This window comes from Candidatus Palauibacter polyketidifaciens, assembly GCF_947581785.1.
GTDB classification, from domain to species: Bacteria; Gemmatimonadota; Gemmatimonadetes; order Palauibacterales; family Palauibacteraceae; genus Palauibacter; species Palauibacter polyketidifaciens.
The window spans coordinates 172,183-191,482 of sequence record NZ_CANPVO010000015.1; the positions used below are offsets into that span (position 1 = coordinate 172,183).

General features: G+C 69.4%; 18 protein-coding genes. 7 read left to right on the plus strand and 11 right to left on the minus strand.

Annotated elements, in window-relative coordinates; genetic code table 11:
- The 3 genes from RN729_RS04330 to RN729_RS04340 are packed head-to-tail and all read right to left on the minus strand — an operon-like array spanning window position 1 to window position 2,839.
- Window positions 1-612 carry a hypothetical protein gene (locus RN729_RS04330; protein WP_310782451.1) on the minus strand — a complete coding sequence of 204 codons (612 nt, stop codon included), beginning with the start codon at window positions 610-612 and terminating at the stop codon, window positions 1-3.
- Window positions 609-1,850 carry a LeuA family protein gene (locus tag RN729_RS04335; RefSeq protein WP_310782452.1) on the minus strand — a complete coding sequence of 414 codons (1,242 nt, stop codon included), beginning with the start codon at window positions 1,848-1,850 and terminating at the stop codon, window positions 609-611. Before RN729_RS04335 ends, RN729_RS04330 begins: the two co-directional genes overlap by 4 nt.
- Window positions 1,847-2,839 carry a sugar phosphate nucleotidyltransferase gene (locus RN729_RS04340; RefSeq protein WP_310782453.1) on the minus strand — a complete coding sequence of 331 codons (993 nt, stop codon included), beginning with the start codon at window positions 2,837-2,839 and terminating at the stop codon, window positions 1,847-1,849. The genes RN729_RS04335 and RN729_RS04340 overlap by 4 nt, the downstream gene beginning before the upstream one ends.
- 135 nt (window positions 2,840-2,974) lie before the next feature.
- Here RN729_RS04340 and RN729_RS04345 point away from each other — a divergent pair, with 135 nt between their 5' ends.
- The 5 genes from RN729_RS04345 to RN729_RS04365 are packed head-to-tail and all read left to right on the plus strand — an operon-like array spanning window position 2,975 to window position 7,411.
- Window positions 2,975-3,430 (plus strand): DUF1499 domain-containing protein, encoded by a 456-nt coding sequence (locus RN729_RS04345; protein ID WP_310782454.1) that lies wholly within the window; start codon window positions 2,975-2,977, stop codon window positions 3,428-3,430.
- Window positions 3,427-4,338 (plus strand): hypothetical protein, encoded by a 912-nt coding sequence (locus RN729_RS04350; protein WP_310782455.1) that lies wholly within the window; start codon window positions 3,427-3,429, stop codon window positions 4,336-4,338. The genes RN729_RS04345 and RN729_RS04350 overlap by 4 nt, the downstream gene beginning before the upstream one ends.
- Window positions 4,338-5,927, plus strand: coding sequence for a DUF445 family protein (locus tag RN729_RS04355; protein WP_310782456.1), 1,590 nt, complete (start codon window positions 4,338-4,340; stop codon window positions 5,925-5,927). The genes RN729_RS04350 and RN729_RS04355 overlap by 1 nt, the downstream gene beginning before the upstream one ends.
- Window positions 5,924-6,616 carry an SCO family protein gene (locus RN729_RS04360; RefSeq protein ID WP_310782457.1) on the plus strand — a complete coding sequence of 231 codons (693 nt, stop codon included), beginning with the start codon at window positions 5,924-5,926 and terminating at the stop codon, window positions 6,614-6,616. Before RN729_RS04355 ends, RN729_RS04360 begins: the two co-directional genes overlap by 4 nt.
- 9 nt (window positions 6,617-6,625) lie before the next feature.
- Window positions 6,626-7,411 carry a cytochrome c oxidase assembly protein gene (locus tag RN729_RS04365; RefSeq protein ID WP_310782458.1) on the plus strand — a complete coding sequence of 262 codons (786 nt, stop codon included), beginning with the start codon at window positions 6,626-6,628 and terminating at the stop codon, window positions 7,409-7,411.
- A 12-nt stretch (window positions 7,412-7,423) separates the two neighbouring features.
- On the opposite strand, the gene cutA is transcribed toward RN729_RS04365, so the two are convergent.
- The 4 genes from cutA to RN729_RS04385 all read right to left on the minus strand — a co-directional run bounded on the left by cutA (window position 7,424) and on the right by RN729_RS04385 (window position 10,887).
- Entirely contained in the window at window positions 7,424-7,744 is a 321-nt protein-coding gene (gene cutA, locus RN729_RS04370) for a divalent-cation tolerance protein CutA (RefSeq protein WP_310782459.1), read from the minus strand.
- Window positions 7,741-9,612 carry a long-chain fatty acid--CoA ligase gene (locus tag RN729_RS04375; protein ID WP_310782460.1) on the minus strand — a complete coding sequence of 624 codons (1,872 nt, stop codon included), beginning with the start codon at window positions 9,610-9,612 and terminating at the stop codon, window positions 7,741-7,743. Before RN729_RS04375 ends, cutA begins: the two co-directional genes overlap by 4 nt.
- Before the next feature lie 18 nt (window positions 9,613-9,630).
- A complete protein-coding gene (locus tag RN729_RS04380) occupies window positions 9,631-10,077 on the minus strand; it encodes a tetratricopeptide repeat protein (RefSeq protein ID WP_310782461.1) in 447 nt (148 codons plus the stop codon).
- A gap of 120 nt (window positions 10,078-10,197) precedes the next feature.
- Entirely contained in the window at window positions 10,198-10,887 is a 690-nt protein-coding gene (locus RN729_RS04385) for a hypothetical protein (RefSeq protein ID WP_310782462.1), read from the minus strand.
- 359 nt (window positions 10,888-11,246) lie between these two features.
- On the opposite strand from RN729_RS04385, the gene RN729_RS04390 reads away from it, so the two are divergent.
- Together RN729_RS04390 and RN729_RS04395 are read left to right on the plus strand one after the other, a co-directional pair.
- Window positions 11,247-11,531 (plus strand): hypothetical protein, encoded by a 285-nt coding sequence (locus RN729_RS04390; protein ID WP_310782463.1) that lies wholly within the window; start codon window positions 11,247-11,249, stop codon window positions 11,529-11,531.
- Window positions 11,524-13,299, plus strand: a complete 1,776-nt coding sequence (locus RN729_RS04395; RefSeq protein ID WP_310782464.1) for an amidase — start codon at window positions 11,524-11,526, stop codon at window positions 13,297-13,299. Before RN729_RS04390 ends, RN729_RS04395 begins: the two co-directional genes overlap by 8 nt.
- A gap of 7 nt (window positions 13,300-13,306) precedes the next feature.
- On the opposite strand, the gene RN729_RS04400 is transcribed toward RN729_RS04395, so the two are convergent.
- The 4 genes from RN729_RS04400 to RN729_RS04415 all read right to left on the minus strand — a co-directional run bounded on the left by RN729_RS04400 (window position 13,307) and on the right by RN729_RS04415 (window position 19,294).
- Window positions 13,307-15,214, minus strand: coding sequence for a gamma-glutamyltransferase (locus RN729_RS04400; protein ID WP_310782465.1), 1,908 nt, complete (start codon window positions 15,212-15,214; stop codon window positions 13,307-13,309).
- Window positions 15,215-15,294: 80 nt separating this feature from the next.
- Entirely contained in the window at window positions 15,295-16,515 is a 1,221-nt protein-coding gene (locus RN729_RS04405; protein ID WP_310782466.1) for a DEAD/DEAH box helicase, read from the minus strand.
- A complete protein-coding gene (gene lysA, locus RN729_RS04410; RefSeq protein ID WP_310782467.1) occupies window positions 16,512-17,861 on the minus strand; it encodes a diaminopimelate decarboxylase in 1,350 nt (449 codons plus the stop codon). Before lysA ends, RN729_RS04405 begins: the two co-directional genes overlap by 4 nt.
- Entirely contained in the window at window positions 17,858-19,294 is a 1,437-nt protein-coding gene (locus RN729_RS04415) for a Na+/H+ antiporter NhaC family protein (RefSeq protein WP_310782468.1), read from the minus strand. The genes lysA and RN729_RS04415 overlap by 4 nt, the downstream gene beginning before the upstream one ends.
- Window positions 19,295-19,300 lie beyond the last annotated feature (6 nt).

Consider the following 19,300-nt stretch of genomic DNA (forward strand, 5'->3'; position numbering starts at 1 on the left):
TCAGGAAGGTGCGAGTTGATCGGCCACGCGCAACGCGAGCGTGGTGAGGGCGAACGGGGACGCGGCCTCCGCGACCGCCCCCGCGACGGGGCCGTGCCAGAGGACGGCGCTGCGCCGCACGTCGATGATCGCGAGGCGCAGAACGGCCCGACGCTCCCGATACGAGACCGCGAGCGGCAGCACGACGAGGCGGGCTCCGAAGAGGGCCGCCACCTTGCGGAGCTGCGTGTGGAGCGGTTCGTAGAGTTGCGCCCGGGAATCCGGCGCGGTGAGCAGGCCCCGGTAGGCGAGTCGCCCCGGGTCGACGCCGATCGTCGGGTTGCGGGCGAGGCGAGCCTCCACCGCGGGCGCGAGAGCCCAGTGTGCGGCCCCCACTTCCTCTCCGAACGCAAACTCGATCTCGGCGTTGAGGAGGTCGATCGTGCCCTCCGCGCTCTCCGTCCCCCCGATCCACGTCCCTCCGGGGTCCGGAAGGGCCGACTGCACCGGGAGGACGACGACCGGCACGCCCGCGGGCACCGCCGGAGGATCGTCGGCCGGAGGCTGCTCGGCCGCCAGCGCCCCGGCTGAGAGAAGAGCCAGCGCGCAGGACGACACCGTCCGCCGTCTCATGCCCGCGCCGCCGCGACGCGTGTGATCTCAGCTTCGATTTCCTCCTGCGAGAGTGTGTGATCGCACTTCTTGGCGAGCCCGAACACCGCCTCGCACAGCGTCTCGTCCCCCGCGTCGTATCCGTGCTGGCTCAACCAGAAGCGGACGTTGCTGAGGCCGGACACCGGAGAAATCTCGATGGTCTGTTTCCGTCCCACGATCGAAGCCGGGACGCCGCTGTAGACGCGGTCCTCCAGCCAGCCGTCCCCCTTCTGCATGGCCTTGATGATCGCGGCCGCGTGTACGCCGGTCCCCGTCCGGAAGGCGTCGTCCCCGATGACCGGATAGTTGTGGGGCACCTCGACTCCGCACATCTCCGCCGTGAGCCGGCAATAGTCCGAAAGCCGGTCGATCGGGTGATTGTGCGTCCCGAGCAGGTGAAGGTTCACGAGCAGCAGATCCATCTCGACATTGCCGATCCGCTCGCCGATGCCGAGCGCGGTGGCATGCACGCGGTCCACACCTTCCTCGATGGCCGCCAGCGCATTCGCCAGCCCGAAGCCGCGGTCCCGGTGTCCATGCCAGTCGATCTTCACGGACTCTCCCGTGCCGGCCACGATGTCCTTCGCGAAACGCACGAGTCGCCGCACGCCGTGGGGCGTCGAGTGACCGACGGTGTCCGCGAGACAGATCCGCCGCGCCCCCGCCTCGACCGCGGCCGAGAAGAGCCGGGCGAGCGTCCTGGGCCGCGACCGCGTCGTGTCCTCCGTCACGTACATGACGTCGAGTCCCTCGCCGATGGCGAACCCGATGGCGTCGCGCGTCGAGGAGAGGATCTGGTCGACATCCCAGTTCTCGGCGTACTGGCGGATCGGCGAGCTTCCGATGAAGGTGGCGACCTCGATTTTCAGACCGGTCGCCTGCTGGACGCGCGCCACGGGTTCGATGTCGGCCCTGACCGTGCGGGCGGCCGCGTTGGCCCCGATCGGGAGTGCGCACTCGGTGATCTCCCGGGCCAGCGCGAGGCACGACTCGTAGGCACGGGGGCCGGCGCCCGGAAGGCCGATGTCGACAGCGTGGATGCCGAGGTCCACCATGAGGTGGAGGAGTTCGATCTTCTTCTCGATGGGCGGGTCCTTGACGGACGGATTCTGCAGGCCGTCGCGCAGTGTCTCGTCGTCTAGTTCGACGCGGGTCGCCTCGTAGTCGTGGCTCCCCGGAAGCGCGTTCCAGTCGTATATGAGTTCGTCCTGGCTCACGTCCGCTCGCCTTCGACGACCCCGTCGTCGCCCACGTTCACTCTTCCGCGCACGCCCCGCAGCGTCACGCGGTCCCCGACGAGCGAATCTACGAGGTCGCAGTCTTCGATGACGCTGTCCGCGCCGACGATCGTGTGGCGGAGGCGCGACCCCCGGACCCGGCTTCCGGATGCCACGCTCACGTTGGGGCCGACCGCCGAAGTCTCGACGACGGCGTCCGCCGCGACCGCGATGGCGCCGTCGACGGCGACGGAGTCCGGGAGGTCCGGGTCCCCTCCGTGCCCGCGCTCGAGCATCGTCCGGTTCGTCTCGAGCAGCGTCTCGGGCTTCCCGCAATCAAACCAGCCGCCCACTTCCGCCGTATGGAGACGTGCGCCACGGTCGATCATGTACTGGAAGGCGTCCGTGAGAAAGAACTCCCCGAGCCCGGGATCCCGGTCCATCACATGCCGAACCCCCTCGAACAGCAGCTCATGATCCTTCACGTAGTAGACGCCGATGTTCGCGAGCTTCGACACGGGTTCCGATGGCTTTTCGATGATCCGCTTCATGTATCCCGCTTCATCGGTGAGGATGACGCCGAACCGCTGGTAGTCCTCGACTTCCTTTGCCCAGATGATGCCGGACGCGGAGGCGTGGCGGTGCAGCACGCTGAAGTCGGCATCGAAGAGCGTGTCCACGAAGACGATGATGACCGGCCCGGTCACCCAGGGTTCCGCCAGCGCGACCGCGTCGGCCGTCCCCCGCTGGGTGGCCTGCTCCACGTAGGTGATCGAGAGGCCGGGGAACTCCTCGGCCATGAAGGCCCGGATCTGACCGGCGAGGTGCCCGGTGATGAAGATGAACTCGTCGACGCCCTCGGCTCTGAGCTGCTCGACAACGTAGGAGAGCACGGGCCGATTAGCCACGCGGAGCAAGGGTTTGGGACGGGTGTGGGTGTGGGGACGGACCCTTGTACCCATTCCCGCCAACGGTATTATGGCCTGCATGTTTAGCCGTCAGAGTTTCGGGAGAGTGGTCCTGCTGTCTGCGGGGGCCGGGAGCCCGGGCCAACCGGGCCCCGCGGACCGCCAAGCTATCCGACCGCAGCGGACGCGGGCAACCGGGGAAAGGGGATTTTCGGGGTGACGGAGGCATCTCCCGACGGCGGGCAGGCCGGCGGGCTTTCCCGCTGGTTCCACCAGAATTCGGCAGATACCCGTGCGCCGGACGGGCCGGAGCCGCGCCTCTATGAGGTGGCCTTCTCCCGGGTCTGGGACCAACTGCTGAAATACGCGGGGCGGCGCTGGTTGTGGACACTCGCCCACCGCGACGAAGACCTCGGACTCATCTCCGTGAGCTGCACGGTCCCGCTCCTGCGGTGGGTCGATGACCTGACGATCTGGGTCGCCCTGGATGCGAACGGACTCACGCGGGTCGAGGCGTTCTCTCGCGCGCGGCGGCGAAATTTCGATCTGGGCGTGAACCGGCGAAGGATCCGGCGCATGCTGAAGTCGCTAGACCGGGCCCTGGGACCGCGAGCCAGGCTGCCCGACCCCGCTCCCGGCGGGGACGCCTGGGACGCGCCGGGGGAGACGTGATCGGGCGATGGTCGTCCGGTGTGGCGGGCGCCGCCCTGATCCTCTCCGCCTGTGCAGGGCCTCCTCCGGATGGAACAGCGGAGGCTCGCGGAGAAATCGCCGGCGGCCCGCTCACGCCGGCGGTCGACGCACGGTATCTGACGCACCTGCTCTTCGCCGCCGACGACGGGACGACGTTCATCGGCTCGTTCGATCAGACGGCCGAGGGCGAAGATCTGCTCCTCGACTACGACGTGCGCCTCGCAGAAGGAGACGCGTGGCGGTCCCTCGTTCTGACGCACGACACGGTGTCCGTGGCCCGTGCGGCGTGGCGCCTTCTGCCTACGCCGGCGATGGCAGTGCGTATCGGCGACGCCGGCCAGGTCGTGAGCCTTCTGTTCACCGAACCCGACGGCGGAGGCACGGATTCGGTGCGTCTCGTCGCGGGCGAAGAGGTGTCCGTCTGGACCGGACCGACGGGGCAGCGCGAGTCGCTGGGGATCGCGGCGATGGTGATGAACGACAGGACCGTGCCCGGCATCCTCTTTTTTCGTCGCGCCGCCCGGGCGCTGAGCATCCCCGGCGCGTCGACGGATGGCCGGACGTTCGTGTTCGCCGACTCGCTCGGGAACGGACTCGTCGTCCATGCGGGCACCATCGGCCAACCCACCGTTGCCCACACCTGGCTCCATGGGATAGAGGCGGCCTGGGGCGATGTCACGCTCGAATCGCCGGAGGCGGGTCGGACCGGGGGTTCGGACTCGGCCTGGCGGTTCGAGATCTCCGGTACGACGGTCCGCGGGAGCTTTCGGCCGCTGATGGACGGAGACCCCGGCGACGGGACGCTCATCCGCATGGAGGCCACCGTCTACGTCGGAACGGAAGTGCTTTACTTCAACGGGTTTGCCGCCACGCTGCCATCTCCCTGATGGAATTCGACTGGCTGCGCGCCCTCGTCACGGTGGCCTTCGGCGCTCTGGCGGGCGGGATTACGAACCGGATCGCCGTATGGATGATCTTCCATCCCTACCGTCCGCCGAAGGTTCTTGGCCGCCCCGTGCGCTGGCTGCAGGGAGCCGTGCCGAAGAATCAGAAGCGGCTGGCGGATTCGGTCGGTGGCGTCGTCGGCGGCGCGCTCCTCACGCCGGAAGACATCACCTCCGAACTGCGGCAACTCGAATCCGCCTTCAGGGAGCGGCTGCGGGAACTCGCGGTCGAACTCAGCGAGGGCGAGCAACCCGCGCTCGCCGACCTCCTCCCCGAGGCCGCGCTCGTGGAGGTCCGCACGATCCTCACGCAGATTCTCGGGCAGGGCCGGGAGTTCCTGGCGGGGACGCTGGATTCCCCGGACTTCGGGGACGAATCCGGGCGCCTCCTCGAATCGATCCGGGAGTCGCTGAGCGACGAATCCCTTGCGCAGACGCTGGAGCCGGAACGGATCGCCGCCATCCGCGACACGATGGACGGCTGGCTCGCGCGGCTCGCCGATTCGTCCGCCTTGGAGATGACGGTACGCCGCCATCTGGACGAGGCCGCGCGGCAACTGCTCAGGCCGCACCGGACCTTCGAGCAGCTGATTCCCGCGGGGCTCGTGGCCGCACTGGAGCACGCGATCAAGGACTATCTCCCGGTCGCGATCGAGCGTTTGAGCCGACTGTTGGACGACCCGGATGCGAGGAAGCGGATCGAACACGTGCTCGGGGAACTGTTCGACCGCTTCATGCAGGATCTCCGCTTCCACCAGCGCGTCGTGGCCCGCCTCGTTGTCACCGAGGAAACGGTGACGCACGCACTCGATACCCTCCGGGAGGAAGGCGCCGACCGTCTCGGCGGCGTGTTGCGCGAACCGGAGGTCCAGACGGCGATCGCGCGGCACGTCAACGATGGCGTCGTCGAGTTCCTCCGGCACCCTCCCTCCGAGGTCATCGGCGACGCGGGCGATCCCCAGGTCGAGAGCGCGCTCGATGCCTTGGCGGAGTGGCTCGTGAAGGCGGCGCGGGACCCGGGCTCGCGTGCCTTCCTGCTCGACCGGCTCGAGGGACTGCTTGAACGCTTCGGCGAGAGGAGCTGGGCGGACGTGCTGAATGCGGTTCCAGCCGACCGAGTGGCGGCCTCGCTCGCCGCGGGCTTTCGGTCCGACGCGGGACGCGTCCTCTTCGACTCGATCGCCGAGCCGATGGCGGACCGGCTCCTTCACACGCCGATCGGGCGGCTCGGGCGTTTCCTGCGCGAGGACGCCGCGGTACGGCTGGCGGATACGCTGGCTGCGCCCGCATGGGACTGGATCGTAAACCGGGTGCCTGAGGTGGCGAAGCGGATCCGGATCTCCGAACGTATCTCGACGAAGATCGAGAACTTTTCCATCGAGCGGATCGAACACCTTGTTCGCGATATCAGCCAGCGCGAATTCGACCTCATTGTGCGGCTCGGATACCTGCTCGGCGCCGGCATCGGCACCGGGCTCGTGATTCTGGATTCCCTCCCGGTACTCGAGTTTCTCCGGGGGCTGTTCGGATGAGGCCGGCGCGCGTCGGCGTGCTCGGCGCCGTTGTGTGCAGCGTCGGTCTCGCCGTGTCCGCCTGCGCCTCACCCGACACGGCGATCGACCGCACGGAGGGCACGGGGGAGCTGCGCGGGCTCGCGCTCGAACAGCCGTTCGAGGTGCCGGAGTTCAGCCTCAGGGATTCCCGGGGGCGCCGGTTCGACTTCCGGCCGGAGACCGCGGGGTCGCTCACGCTGCTCTTCTTCGGTTATACGCACTGCCCCGACATCTGTCCGGTGCAGATGGCGGTGCTCGGCGCCGCGCTCGACGATCTTTCGTACGCGGACCGCCGCGAGATCGAAGTCGTCTTCGTGACGACGGATCCCCAGCGCGACACGCCGGACCGGCTCCGGAGCTGGCTGGACCTCTTCGATGCGTCCTTCGTCGGCCTCAGCGGGGAGTTGGAGACGGTGAACGAGATCCAGGCCGGATTCCACCTTCCGCCGGCGCGGATCGAGGAGACCTCGCCCCCGCCGGGTGCGGGAGAGCCTTATCTGATGGGACACGCGACGCCGATCGTCGCCGTCACGGGCGACGGCGTGGCGCGGGCGCTGTACCCGAGCGGCGTGCGCCAGACCGACTGGCGTCACGACCTCCCCCTGCTCCTGCGCCTCAACCGGTCGGTTTCGCCGCCGGCGGGCGGAGCGGACACGAGCGGCGACTGAGGCCACGCGATGCAATGGTGGTGTGCGGCCCAGAGCATCCCGTGGGACTGGTCGTGGCGCCCCTATCCGGGCGTCTGGCTCTTCATCGCGTTCGTGTGCCTCGCCTATCGCGCCTTCACGCGTGGCGCCGCGCCTTCGCGACTCGAGATCGCCCGGTTCGCCGGCGGGGCGCTCGCACTCTGGATCGCGCTGGACTGGCCGGTGGGCGCGCTGGGCTCGGGATACCTGGCTTCGGTGCACATGGTGCAGTTCCTCCTCATCGCGCTGCTCGCCCCGCCTCTCCTCATCGCGGGGCTTCCCCGCGAGGCGCTGGAGCGAGTGCGCGGCGGCAGGGCCACCTCCGTCCTCGAGTTCCTCGCGCGACCGCTCATCGCGCTGCTCTTCTTCCACGCGATCGTCGTCGCGACGCACTGGCCGGAGGTCGTGGACGGCCTCATGGCTTCGCAGGCAGGCTCGCTCGCGCTCGACATGGCCTGGCTGGGCGGCGGACTCGCCTTCTGGTGGCCCGTCGTGAGTCCGGTCCCGCACCGGCCGCGTTTTCCGCTCGGCGTGCGGATCTGCTACCTGATCGCGAGCACGGTGTTGATGACGCTGCCGTATGTCTTCCTGACGTTCGCGGAACTCCCCTTCTACGCGACGTACGAACTCGCGCCTCCGGTGGGCACGCTCTCCGCGGGCGAAGACCAGCGGCTCGCGGGGCTGATCATGCGGATCGGCGGAGGCACGATCCTGTGGACGGCGGCGGGCGTCGTCTTCTGGTTCTGGTACCGCTCCGAGAACGACGCCGCCCGCTGAGGCGCGGTAGCGCTAGTCGTTCACCTGTTCGGTGACCCACTCCATGTAGGGTGGGGAGCCGGCGGCTACGGGGATGAAGAGAACCTCCGGGACGGCGTAGGGGTGGAGTTCGCGGATGCGGCGCTCGACGGCATCGCTGCGGGACGCGGTCGTCTTGAGGATACCGAGGGCTTCCGCTTCCTCGCATACCTCGCCTTCCCATCGATAGACGGAGGTCACGCGGTCGACGACGTTCAGGCAGGCGATGAGCCGTTCGTCGACGAGGACCCGGCCGATCCGCACGAGTTGTTCGCGGTCGGGCCCCGTGACGAGCCCGGCCACGACATCGTTCACGGGCGGTCTTGCTCTCTTTCGCGCCCGCTCATGGCGTCCTCGGCCCGCTCGTAGAGCGCTTCGATCGCGCCGGCGAAGCGGGTCTCGATCACGCGACGCTTGACCTTGAGCGTCGGCGTCAGCTCCCCGCCCTCGACGGTGAACGGACCAGGGACGAGGAGCACGTCGCGCGGCCGCTCGTAGTGCGCGAAGTCCCGGCAGCGTTCCCGCACGGCGCCTTCGATCATTTCCCGCGTCCGGGCGTCCGTGACGAGGTCGGCGTCCGCCGCTTCCTCGACGCCGTGCAATTCCGGGCGGACAGCCTCGAATTCGGGCACGACGATGACGATCGGGAACTTTCGTCCGTCGCCGAGCATCACCGCTTCCGCCACCATCGGGTGCCGCTTGATCTCCGCTTCGACGGGCTGAGGGGCGATGTTCTTTCCGTAAGCGGTGATGATGAGGTCCTTCTTGCGATCCGTGATTCGGAGGTACCCGTCCTCGTCGATCTCGCCCACGTCGCCCGTGTGGAACCAGCGGTCCCCGTCGATGGCTTCGACCGTCGCCCCGGGCTTGTTGTAGTAGCCCGCCATGATCTGCGGCCCGCGGATGAGGATCTCTCCGTCCTCGGCGATCCGGATTTCGGTGCCTGGGATCGGTTTCCCGACCGTGCCGAGTCGGATGGCGTCGATCGGATTGAAGCTGACGGCGGGCGAGGTCTCCGTGAGCCCGTAACCCTCGACGATGGGCAGGCGCGCGGCGAAGAAGAAGCGGGCCACGGCGGGAGAGAGGGGGGCTCCGCCGCTCACGAAGTAGCGGACCTCCCCTCCGGTGCGGGCGCGCAGCTTCGAGAACACGAGGCGGTCGGCGAGCGCGGACTGGAGCTGGAGACCCGGCCCGACCCGGCGACCCTCGAGTTCCGCCATCGCGCGGGCTTCGCCGACGCGACGCGCCCAGTTGAAGATCTTCTGCTTCGCGCCCCCCGCCTCCCGGGCGGTGGCTTCGGCCCTCTCGAGCACCTTCTCGAACACGCGCGGAACGGCGGCCATGAAGGTGGGCGAGACCTCGCCGAGGTCCCGGGCCACCGTGTTGGGGGACTCCGCGTACGCCACGGTGACCCCCGCCCGCCACATGATGTAGTGGCCGACCGTGCGCTCGAACACGTGCGCGAGGGGCAGGAGCGCGAGGGCCACGTGGGTGGAGTCGATCGGGAAGACCCGCAGCGCCATGTCCGCGTTCGAATGGAAGTTGGCGTGCGTGAGCATCACGCCCTTCGGGTCGCCGGTCGTGCCCGAGGTGTAGATGAGCGTCGCCAGATCTTCCGGACGCGTCTTTCGGGCGTGCGTTTCGTAGGTCGACGCGAGCGATTCGGGCGCGGACTCGCCGAGATCGGAGAGGGCGTCCAGCTGCATCGCGGCCAGCGAGGAGCCCTCGGGTGCGGTCACGGGCCCGAAGGCGATGGCCAGCTCCAGAGCGGGGAGGTCGTGTTCTACCTCCGCGACCTTGTCCAGCTGCTCCTGGTCTTCCACGAATACGGCTCGCGCACCGGAGTCCGCGAGGATGTAGCGAACCTGGTCGGCGGGAAGCACCGGATAGACGGGGACGGAAGTGAGCCCCGCCATGACGATGCCCCAGTCGGCCAGGGCCCACTCGAGGCGGGTCTGCGAGAGGATCGCGATGCGGTCGCCCGCCTCGAACCCTCGTGTCCGGAGCCCGAGCGCGATGGCGCGGGCGCGGCGTCCGATGTCATCGGTGGAGGTCGAAACCCAGACGCCGTCCGCTCCCCGCGTCCGCGCCGCATCATCCCGCGGCCGCGAGAGCCCGTCGAGGAAGAGGTCCGGCAAGGTGCCGGGCCGATAGTCGTCCGGGAGCGGGCTCGAGGCTTGCACGCTGCTGGTGCGCGGCCGCTAGTGCGCGACCGATTCCGCGGCCGGCACCCCCAGCCGCTGCAGCGTGCGCCGGGCATGCTCGAGGTGCCTCGGTTCCTCCCGGTCTCCGCGCGCGTAGGCCAGGAACTCCTGAAGGTGGCGCGAGGCGTCCCGCTCGGCGCCCTTCTTCAACAGGAGGAACGCCAGGCCGTAGTGCGCCGCGGTGCTGCGCGGGCGCTCCTCGAGGGCGGCCCCGTACGCGCGAACCGCATCATCGGTCAGTCCAATGTGCGTGTACACCACGGCCATCTGTTCGAGCGTGGCCGGATGCCGCGGATTGTACTTCAGGGAGAGACGAAACGAGATGAGCGCTTCATGGTAGAGCTCCTGCCGAACCAACTCCACGCCTTCCTCATAGAAGTCCGGCTGCTTGCGTCGGCGCCGTCCGTCACTGTCCCAGATCTTCCACCACACCATTCCACCCATGCCATCCTCCCCCGAGCGAGCTGGATCTTACATCTCACTCAACGACCTTCCACACATTCCCCACACATCTGGCGACAACAGGGAATTATAGCGTCTTGTCAAGCTGTGGCAACTTTCTTGTCAAGCCGTGGCAACTTGCTGACTCCGTTCACCGACCCAGACGGTGGCGTCGGAGGCGACCTCCGTGAACTCCGACGCGGCGAGCGCGTCGAGATCCGCGGGGGTCGGCGTCTCCACGACGAGGCGCGCGCCGGGCCGGGCGCAACGCGTGATCTCGGATAGTGGTAGCGCGATGGGAGCGGCGAGCGCGATGCCGTGCAGTGCACCGGAGCGGATCGGCCAGCGGTTCGGCGCGGCGCCCAGGAGGGGATCGACGCCGGCAACGAGATCCTCGACGACCGCGGCGCCCGAGGGGGAACGGTCGGCGGCGTCCGTCAGCCAGACAAGTACCTCGAGACGGTCTCCGAGGCGGGCGATCGCAGCGGCGTGCGCGGCGAGCCGGGGGCCGAGGAGCACCACCATGCCTGTCCGGTCGCTCACGCCCAGCAGCGCCGCGAGTCGCAGTGGCGCCTCCGGAGCGGTCTCCCCGGCGGGGTGCTCCGTCCCGGCGGGCGGCGTGGCGCGTCGTGCGGCATCGGAAAGATCGAACCGCATCGTCCCGCGACGGATGGGCACCTCGATCTCGCACAGGGGGCAGCCCAGCCGTCCCTCGACCACGCGACGCGACTCCGCCCGGTCGACGAAGGTGACGAGCCCGACCGACTCATCGCAGTCGGGACAGTCCAGGACCTCAGCGAGTTCAAGAAACATGTCGCCGCCCCGTACCGCCGGGCGTCGCCCCGTCCCGCCCGGGATGCAAAAGGGGCGACCCGTGGGTCACCCCCCCTGTAGAATCGGATGCAAGGTGATTTCTTGAAGCCCTCCGCAACACGGTTCGGCCCCTCCCATCGGTTTTCGCCGTCCCCGCAGGGCATGACGTCCGCCTCCGGATCGGAGACTCTATGGGCAATTGTTGGCTCAAGAAATATGGCCCTGCATCCGTCTTCGTGAAGGTTAGTGCGGCTTCGGGTTCGCGGCAAATCCCTCTGGCGCTCGAGGAACGGGCGACGGTGGCGCGCGGCGATCATCGAAGTCATGATCCTTCCGAACCTCTTCCCAACGGAGGCGCCATGGCCCGCCGACCCGCTCCGCCGCGTTCGGTCACGTCATCGCAGGAGGTGACGGACGAACAACTCGACGCGTACATCCACACGCGCCTCGCGCTGCTCGGGGTCGATCTCTCCGTGCTTCCCGCCGACGACGAGGATGCGCCGGCCGACCAACGCCGCATCATGGCGTCCGCGCGGCGCTTCCTGCGGTCGACGCCCGGCGCGATCGCCGATTTCGAGTTCGACCCGATGGGGCCGGCGCCCGCCATCTATCCCGCCGAAGTGAGCGCGTGGAACCGTGGGTGAGGTGAACCGGCGCCGCTTCCTCGAGCGGATGACGGCGCTGACCGCGACGGCCGTGGCGACGCCTGCAACGCTGGGCGCGATCGCCAACGCGGGGTCCCGATTCCCCGGCGAGACCCGAGCGAGCAGCCGGGTCGTGGCCGGACACCCTGACGAGCTGAACCTCCCGCCGGCGGGCCGTCCGCAACCTGCGGAGCTGACCGAATTCACGCTCGCCGAGGCGGCGCGACTCCTTCGCGACGGCGACGTCGGCGCGGTCGAACTCGTGGAGGCGTATCTCGCGCGGATCGGCCGCTGGGACGCCCGCTATCAGGCGTTCAACACCGTGGCTTCGCGGGGCGCGCTCGAGGCGGCCCGGACCGCCGACCGGACGCGCGGCCGGGCGCCGCTGACGGGCGTGCCGCTCGCGATCAAGGACAACTACTTCACGGCCGGGGTCCGCACGACGGCGAACTCGTTCATCTTCGAGGACTTCGTACCGGACTTTGACGCGACCTCGTGGGCCCGGCTTCGCGACGCGGGCGCGATCCTGCTCGGCAAGACGCAGATGGGACCGCTCGCGACGACGGCCGCCTCGACCCCCAACGGAGAGCGCACGACAGCGAACGCGTGGGCACCTCACCACGACGATGTGAGCCCCGGCGGGTCCTCGAGCGGATCGGCGACGGCCGTCGCCGCGCGCATGGCCGCGTCAAGCACCGGGACGCAGACGGGCGGCTCGATCACGAACCCCTCGAACGCCCAGGGCCTGACGGGGATCAAGCCGACGATGGGCCGGGTCTCGCTGCACGGCATCCTCCCTCTCACCTACACGCGGGATCACCCGGGTCCCCTGGCCAGGGACGCGGTCGATGCCGCGCTGATGCTGCAGATCATGGCGGGACCGGACCCCGCGGACCCCCGGTCCCTCGGTCTCCCGCCGGTCCCGGATTACCTGGGGGCCGTACGCGAGGATGCCGGCGGGCTCACGCATCCAGAGCGCGGAGGGCCGGTGCGGATCGGCGTCCTGCCCGGCTTTCTCGACGAGCCCGAGCCGCCGGAAGATCCCGGGCCTGACCCGGACCCCGATATCGACCGCATCGGGAGTTCGTTCCCGCGGCGGGAGCGGACGCAGGCGGCGTACCGTCGCGAGGTCGCGACGGTGGAGGCGCGGCGGCGCATGCTCGCGACCCTCGAGGAGATGGGAGCGGAAATCGTCGAACTCGACTTCCCCACCCACTGGGAGGCGTTGACGAGCTTCAACTTCAACAACGTGCGGCTCCCCGAGCGCTCGGAGATCTTCCTCGAACACCTTCGGGATGACGTGAGGAAGTTCGGCGTCTCGCTCGCGCCATGGATCAACGGGCTGCTCCTTCCCGCGGCGGAGTACGTGCGGGGCTCGCGGGCCCGGCTCGTCCTCCTGAAGGAGGTCCTTGACGAGGTGTTCGGCCGCTGCGACCTGGTGACGCAGACCGCGCCCTACCCCTTCGACATGGTGGGGCTGCCGCTCATCGGCTTCCCGATCGGGTTCGAGGCCGGATCGACGGGATACCCGAGGCCCATCGGCGGCATGTTCGGCGCGGAACCCTACGCGGAGCACCACCTGCTCGCCGTCATCGCGGCGTATCAGCGCGCAACGGACTGGCACCTGCGGCGACCCGCGGACCCCGGCGAACTCCGGCCCGCCGAAGGGGACGGGGGCGGTCCCCGCGGCGGAGCCGACGGCGCGACCGGCCGCGAGCGTCTACCGGGGCGCTACGATCTGTTCGATGTGATGGAGCGCGGCGAATAGCGAGCCGTCACCATGCGATGCCGTAGTCGTCGCCGTGGTGGCTCGATCCACCCCAGAAGGCGTCGTTCTCCCAGTCGAAGAAGATCGCGTTGATCGGCCCCGACGTGCGCTCCGCGAAGGTCAGGTCGTATCCCATCGACTCCAGCGCGGAGCGGATCCAGGGCGGCGTCGCGTCCTGCAGGAGCATCCGCCCCGGGCGCGTCTCGTGCTGGCCGAACGAACCGCGCATCTGGAAGCTGTTCATGTTCGGCGCCTCGACCGCCTGCTGCACGTTCATGTCCCACTCGACCACGTTCAGGAAGAACTGGAGCAGATTCTGGTCCTGCCCGTCGCCGCCCTGGACGGCGAACGAGAGGAACGGACGGCCGTCCTTGAGCGCCATGCCCGGCGTGAGCGTGGCGCGCGGGCGCTTTCCGGGCTCGATCACGTTGTACGGGTTGTCCGCCTCGTCGAGGACGAAGCTCTGGGCCCGCTGCGAGAGCCCGATCCCCGTCTCCCCGGCGACGACGGCGGGGATCCAGCCGCCGGAGGGCGTGATGGAAACGACCCAGCCCTCGGCGTCCGCCGCCTGTACGGAGGTCGTGCCGAGATAGAAGTCTTCATCGAGTGTCGCGTGGTCCTCCAGCGACAGTTCGACCCCCTGTTCCGTCGTGACGGCGGCCCGCGTCCCCCAGCGCTCGAGCAGGTCGGCGAAGGGGTTCTCCTCCCCCTGGAAGGGATAGGGATCGCCGGGCCCTGCGTTCGGATCGTTCCGGTCCCATTCGATGGTTTCGAGCCGGGCCCGTGCGTAGTCCTTCGAAAGGAGTCCCTCGATCGGCTCCGCGGGCGGGAAGTAGGGGTCCCCGTAGTAGAAGTCGCGGTCGGCGAAGGAGAGGTTCATCACCTGATAGAGCGCGTGGAGGTAGTTCGCGCTGTTGTATCCCATGGCTTGCAGGTCGAGTTGCTCGGCCATGTTGAGCGCCTGCAGCATCACGGGTCCCTGGACCCACGTCGTGAGCTTGTAGACGTCGATCCCCTTGTAATTCGCGGTGACGGGTTCCTCCAGGTGGACCTGCCAGTTCGCCATGTCCTCCATCGTGATGAGCGCGCCGGCCGCCTGCGCGCCCGCGACGAAGTCCGCCGCGATGTCGCCCCGGTAGAAGGCGTCGTAGGCGGCCTGGATCGCCTCCTTGCGGCTGGCGCCTCCCGCCAGCGCCTCGGCTTCGGCTTCCACGAGGCGTTCGAGCGTCCGCTTGAGACCGGGCTGCCGGAAGACCTCGCCCTCCCGCGGGCCCGGGTTCTCCACGTCGTCCGGGTGGGTGAAGTAGACAGCCATGGACGACGGCCACTGCCGAATGTCGTCCGCCGAATTCCGGATGCGGCGCGCCGCGTCCGCTTCGATCGGGTATCCCTCCGCCATCTCGATCGAGGGCTGAAGCACGTCGGCGAGGCTCAGCCGGCCCCATTCGGCGAGCATCGTCATGAGCCCGCCGGGCGTGCCGGGGGTCACGGCAGACAGCGGACCGACCTCGGGCGGAAAGTTCTCGTGTCCCTCCGCGCGATAGTGGTCGGGGGTTGCGCCGGTCGGCGCCACGCCGAGCGCGTTGACGCCGATGACGCGCTGTTCTCCCGGATGATAGACGAGCGCCTGCGTCTCCCCTCCCCACGAGAGCACGTCCCACATGGTGGAGGTCGCGGCGAGCATGGCGGCGGCCGCGTCCACCGCGTTTCCGCCCTGGTGGAACATGCGCGCCCCGGCGGTGGCGCCAAGCGGCTTGCCGGTGATCGCCATCCAGTGGCGCCCGTGCAGAACCGGCTTGGCGGTGCGCTGGGCTTCGACGATCGGGGGCAGAGTCAGGAGCAGCAGCACTGCGAGCGCGACGCGGGGCGCCGCGACGCTGCAGGGGGGGCGGGAGCCGAAAGCGACAGACATCATGGAATCCTCCGGATAGGAACCGAGCGAGCCGACAGCCGAATATGGACCCCGCCATGCACGTGGCGAAAGCCGGGCCGAGGCTATCGCCGGCGTCGGATCCCGCGCCTCAGGGCCGTGGGCTCGGGGCGCTCGACCTCCGGCGCCTCCGGGGGCGGCGGCTCCACATCGGGTTCGAAACCCGGGATGACGCGCCGCTCGATCGTGTCGCCCAGGAGGCGCTCGATCGCTCTGATCTCGACCCAGTCGCTCGAGGCCATGAGCGTGATGGCGTCGCCGGTGTCGTCGCCGCGCGCGGTGCGGCCGACGCGGTGCACGTAGTCTCTGGGGTCTTCGGGCACGTCGAAGTTCACCACGTGGCGGATGCCGCGGATATCCAGGCCTCTCGCGGCCACGTTGGTGGCGACGAGGACGCGGATCGAGCCTTCGCGGAACCGGCGCAGCGCCTTGTCGCGCTGGTCCTGGTGCTTGCCGCCGTGCAACCCCGCCACGGCGACGTCGTGCGACCGCAGATAGTCGGCGAGGTAGGTCGCCGTCACCCGCGTCCGCGTGAAGACGAGCACCTGCCCCTCCGGCCACTCGCCGAGCAGGTGGTGAAGGAGGGCATGCTTCTGCGACCAGTCCACCGGATGGAGAACCTGGCGGATGCCCTCCGCCGCGGTCTCCCGACCGACCTGTACCTCCTCGGGGTCAGTCATCAGTTGATGGGCGAGCCAGCGGACGCCGTCCGGCATCGTCGCCGAGAAGAGGAGCGTCTGCCGGTCGTCCGGCGTGTGGCGAACGATCTCCTTCACGTCGTCGATGAACCCCATGTCGAGCATGCGGTCGGCTTCGTCGAGCACGAGGACCTGGACGCGGGACAGGTCCGCGTTCCCGCGCTTGATGTGGTCCAGCAACCGACCCGGCGTGGCGACGAGCACGTCGCACCCGAACGAGAGTTCCGCCTTCTCGGGCCCGAGCGGGGTGCCGCCGTGGACGACGACGGACTCGATGGAGGACGACGCGCCGTATGTCGTGACCGCCGCCCCGACCTGCTGCGCCAGTTCCCGCGTCGGCGTGATGACGAGGCCCCGCGGGGCGGTGGACGACTCCGTGGCCACAAGCCTCTGCACGGCCGGGAGGGTGAAGGCCGCCGTCTTGCCGGTACCCGTGTGGGCGGTGCCAAGCACGTCGCGGCCGGCGAGGATGGCGGGGATCGCCTGGCGCTGGATCCCGGTGGGCTCGACGTAGCCCGCCCTTGCCACGGCCTCGACGAGGTCGGGGGAGAGACCGAGTTGGGCGAAGGGGTGCCCTTCCTGACTCATGTGCGTACAGCCTCCTGTGTCGCGGAGCGCAGCGGGCCGACGGCCGGACCGCCGAGTGAGAGGTCGCACGCCATGAGGTCGTCGTCCGTCTCGCGGCGAACCACCTCCCGCGCCCTTCCGGCCCGCACGAAGACGACGGCGGGGCGTCCGACCCCGTTGTACCGGCTCGACATCGCGAACACGTAGGCGCCGGTGCCCGGGATGGCGAGCACGTCGCCTACGGCCGTGTCGCCCGGCAGCGTCGCCGCCGGCGCGATCACATCGCCCGACTCGCAGTGCCTTCCCACGACCCGGAAGGACCGCTCGGCCTCGCCGCGCCCGCGCGATGCGTTGAGCACCTCGTAGCTCGCGCCGTACAGCGACGGGCGCGGGTTATCGGAGAGCCCGCCGTCCACGGCCAGCGCCTCCCCCGCCCCTTCGAGGCGCTTGCGCGCGTGAACCGTGTAGAGGGTGAGACCGGCGTTCGCGATCACGGACCGGCCCGGTTCGACGATGAGCCGGTACGCGCCAAGCCGCGCCTCTGCCTCGGACCGGCGCAGGCCGGCCTCCAGCGCCTCGGCGTACTCCCGGGGCGAGGGCACCTCCTCCCCGGCGCGATAGGGCGCCGCGAGCCCTCCCCCGAGATCCAGATCGACCGTCCCCGGAAAACAGCGCCGCAGCGGCGCCACGAAACCCACCGCCGCCTCCGCGACCCGGGAGAAGAGCGCGGGATCCCGAATCTGGCTGCCCGCGTGGATGTGGACCCCCGCCAGGCGCCACTCACCCGCGCCCGCGATCCGGCGCGCGACGGACGCCGCGAGGGACGGCGACATCCCGAAATGCGTGCCCGGCCCCACGGTTCGCACCTTCTCGTGCGTCTCCGGGGTCAGGTCCACGTTCAGCCGCAGGAGCAGGTCGGGACGATGGTCGGCACCGGTCGCGGCCGAGGCTTTCCGCAGACCCCCGATTTCGTCCGGATGGTCGATGACGATCCGTCCCACGCCGTAGACGATGGCTCGTTCCAACTCGGAGGCCGACTTTGCGTTCCCGTGCAGGATGACGTTTCGTCCCGGGAAGCCGGCGCGCCGCACAAGTTCGAGTTCCCCGCCGGAGACGACATCCACCAGCCAGCCCTCCCGGTCCAGGAGCCGCGCGAGGGCCCCGCACAGGAAGGCCTTGCCGGCGTACGTCAGTCCGGCGTCCGCTCCGAAAGCGGCGCGAAAGCGGGCGAGGCGATCCTCCAGGTGGCCCTCGTCGACGACGATCAGCGGCGTCCCGAATCGCGCGGCGAGTTCCGGCAGGGCCACTCCGCCGACGCGCCCGCGTCCGGCGCTCTCCGTCCACGAGACGGGCAGGACGTGCTTCACATCAGCGCTCCGACGACGGCGAAGCCAGCGGTCGCGATCCCTCCCGCGACGAGCGCATAGGGAATCTGCGTGCGGACGTGCTCGATGTGATCGGTGGCCGACGCGAGCGAGGCGATGATCGTCGTATCGCTGATCGGGCTGCAGTGGTCACCGAAGATGCCGCCCGACAGCACCACCGCCACGAACGGCGCGGGCGGCAGGCCGAGGGCGTTCGCGAGCGGTATGGCCACCGCGAGCATGATCGCGAAGGTCCCCCAGCTGCTCCCGGTGGCGAAGGCGATCCCGCCCGTGACGACGAACACCAGCGGCAGCAGCGCCATGAGCGGGAAGGTGTCTCCGACGATGCCCGCCGCATAGAGACCGGTCCCCAGCGACCTCGTCACGTCGCCGAGCGACAGCGCGAGCCAGAGCACGACCGCCATTCCGGTGAGCGCCCCCGCCCCCTTCAGTCCCACTCGACTCAGGCCCTCCAGATTGAGTGAGCGGTGGGCGAGCGCGAGAACCCAGGCGAGCCCCAGCCCGACGATCACGGCCCACAAGACGCTCGTCGAGCCCGAACCCTCCCTGATGTCGCCGCCACCCGTCACCCACATGAACACGGGCATGGAGACGACCATCGCCGCGATCGGGATCAGCATGTTGCGAGGCTTGAGGACGACGCCCTCGGCCGGCGGCGGCGCGATCTCCTCCGGGTCCGCGAGCGCCACGGCATGGTCCCAGTGGAGACGCCCGTCCTGCGTGCGCGCCTCGGCCTTCTTCATCGGGCCCCAGTTCCAGCCCCGGAAGGCGGTCAGGCCCGCGAGCACGAGAGCCACGACGGCATAGAGGTTGAGCGGAATCGCAATGAGAAAGACACCGAGCGGGTTGCCTACGCCCTGCTCCGTCAGAATCCCCAGGACCAGCGCGCCCCACGCGTTGAACGGAATGAGGATGCAGACGGGCGCCGAGGTCGAGTCGACGATGTAGGCCAGCTTCTCCCGCGAGATCCGGAAACGGTCGAAGAGGGGCCGGGACACGGAGCCCGCGACGAGGATCGTGAGATTCGATTCGATGAAGACGACGATCCCGATCAGCCAGGCCATGATCTGCGCGCGCCGGGCATTCGTCACCCATCGGGCCTCCTCGACCCAGCGCACGAAGCCCCGCATGCCGCCGTTCGCCTCCACCGTGGCGATGAGGGCGCCGATGAGGAACGTGAAGACGATGACCCGCGCGTTGCCCGCGTCGCCGAGCACGCCGATCGCGCCATCGATCGCCCCCGCGGCGCCCGCGGCCGGGTTCCAGCCGGCGAGTATCGTGTGGCCGAGCCAGATGCCGGCCGCCAGGGAGAGAAAGACCTGGCGCGTGTAGATCGCGAGTCCGATGGCCAGCAAGGGGGGGAGAAGCGAGGCGAAGCCGTACGTACCGACTTCCTGCAGAGCGATTTCGGCCATTCAGCT

Excerpts from the sequence above, each read along its gene's own strand:
- RN729_RS04380 (WP_310782461.1), bottom strand. The coding sequence starts at position 10,077 with ATGGGTGGAATGGTGTGGTGGAAGATCTGGGACAGTGACGGACGGCGC.
- RN729_RS04385 (WP_310782462.1), bottom strand. The coding sequence starts at position 10,887 with ATGTTTCTTGAACTCGCTGAGGTCCTGGACTGTCCCGACTGCGATGAG.
- RN729_RS04360 (WP_310782457.1), top strand. The coding sequence starts at position 5,924 with ATGAGGCCGGCGCGCGTCGGCGTGCTCGGCGCCGTTGTGTGCAGCGTC.
- RN729_RS04365 (WP_310782458.1), top strand. The coding sequence starts at position 6,626 with ATGCAATGGTGGTGTGCGGCCCAGAGCATCCCGTGGGACTGGTCGTGG.
- RN729_RS04405 (WP_310782466.1), bottom strand. The coding sequence starts at position 16,515 with ATGAGTCAGGAAGGGCACCCCTTCGCCCAACTCGGTCTCTCCCCCGAC.
- RN729_RS04330 (WP_310782451.1), bottom strand. The coding sequence starts at position 612 with ATGAGACGGCGGACGGTGTCGTCCTGCGCGCTGGCTCTTCTCTCAGCC.
- RN729_RS04415 (WP_310782468.1), bottom strand. The coding sequence starts at position 19,294 with ATGGCCGAAATCGCTCTGCAGGAAGTCGGTACGTACGGCTTCGCCTCG.
- RN729_RS04390 (WP_310782463.1), top strand. The coding sequence starts at position 11,247 with ATGGCCCGCCGACCCGCTCCGCCGCGTTCGGTCACGTCATCGCAGGAG.
- RN729_RS04355 (WP_310782456.1), top strand. The coding sequence starts at position 4,338 with ATGGAATTCGACTGGCTGCGCGCCCTCGTCACGGTGGCCTTCGGCGCT.
- RN729_RS04400 (WP_310782465.1), bottom strand. The coding sequence starts at position 15,214 with ATGATGTCTGTCGCTTTCGGCTCCCGCCCCCCCTGCAGCGTCGCGGCG.
- RN729_RS04340 (WP_310782453.1), bottom strand. The coding sequence starts at position 2,839 with ATGCAGGCCATAATACCGTTGGCGGGAATGGGTACAAGGGTCCGTCCC.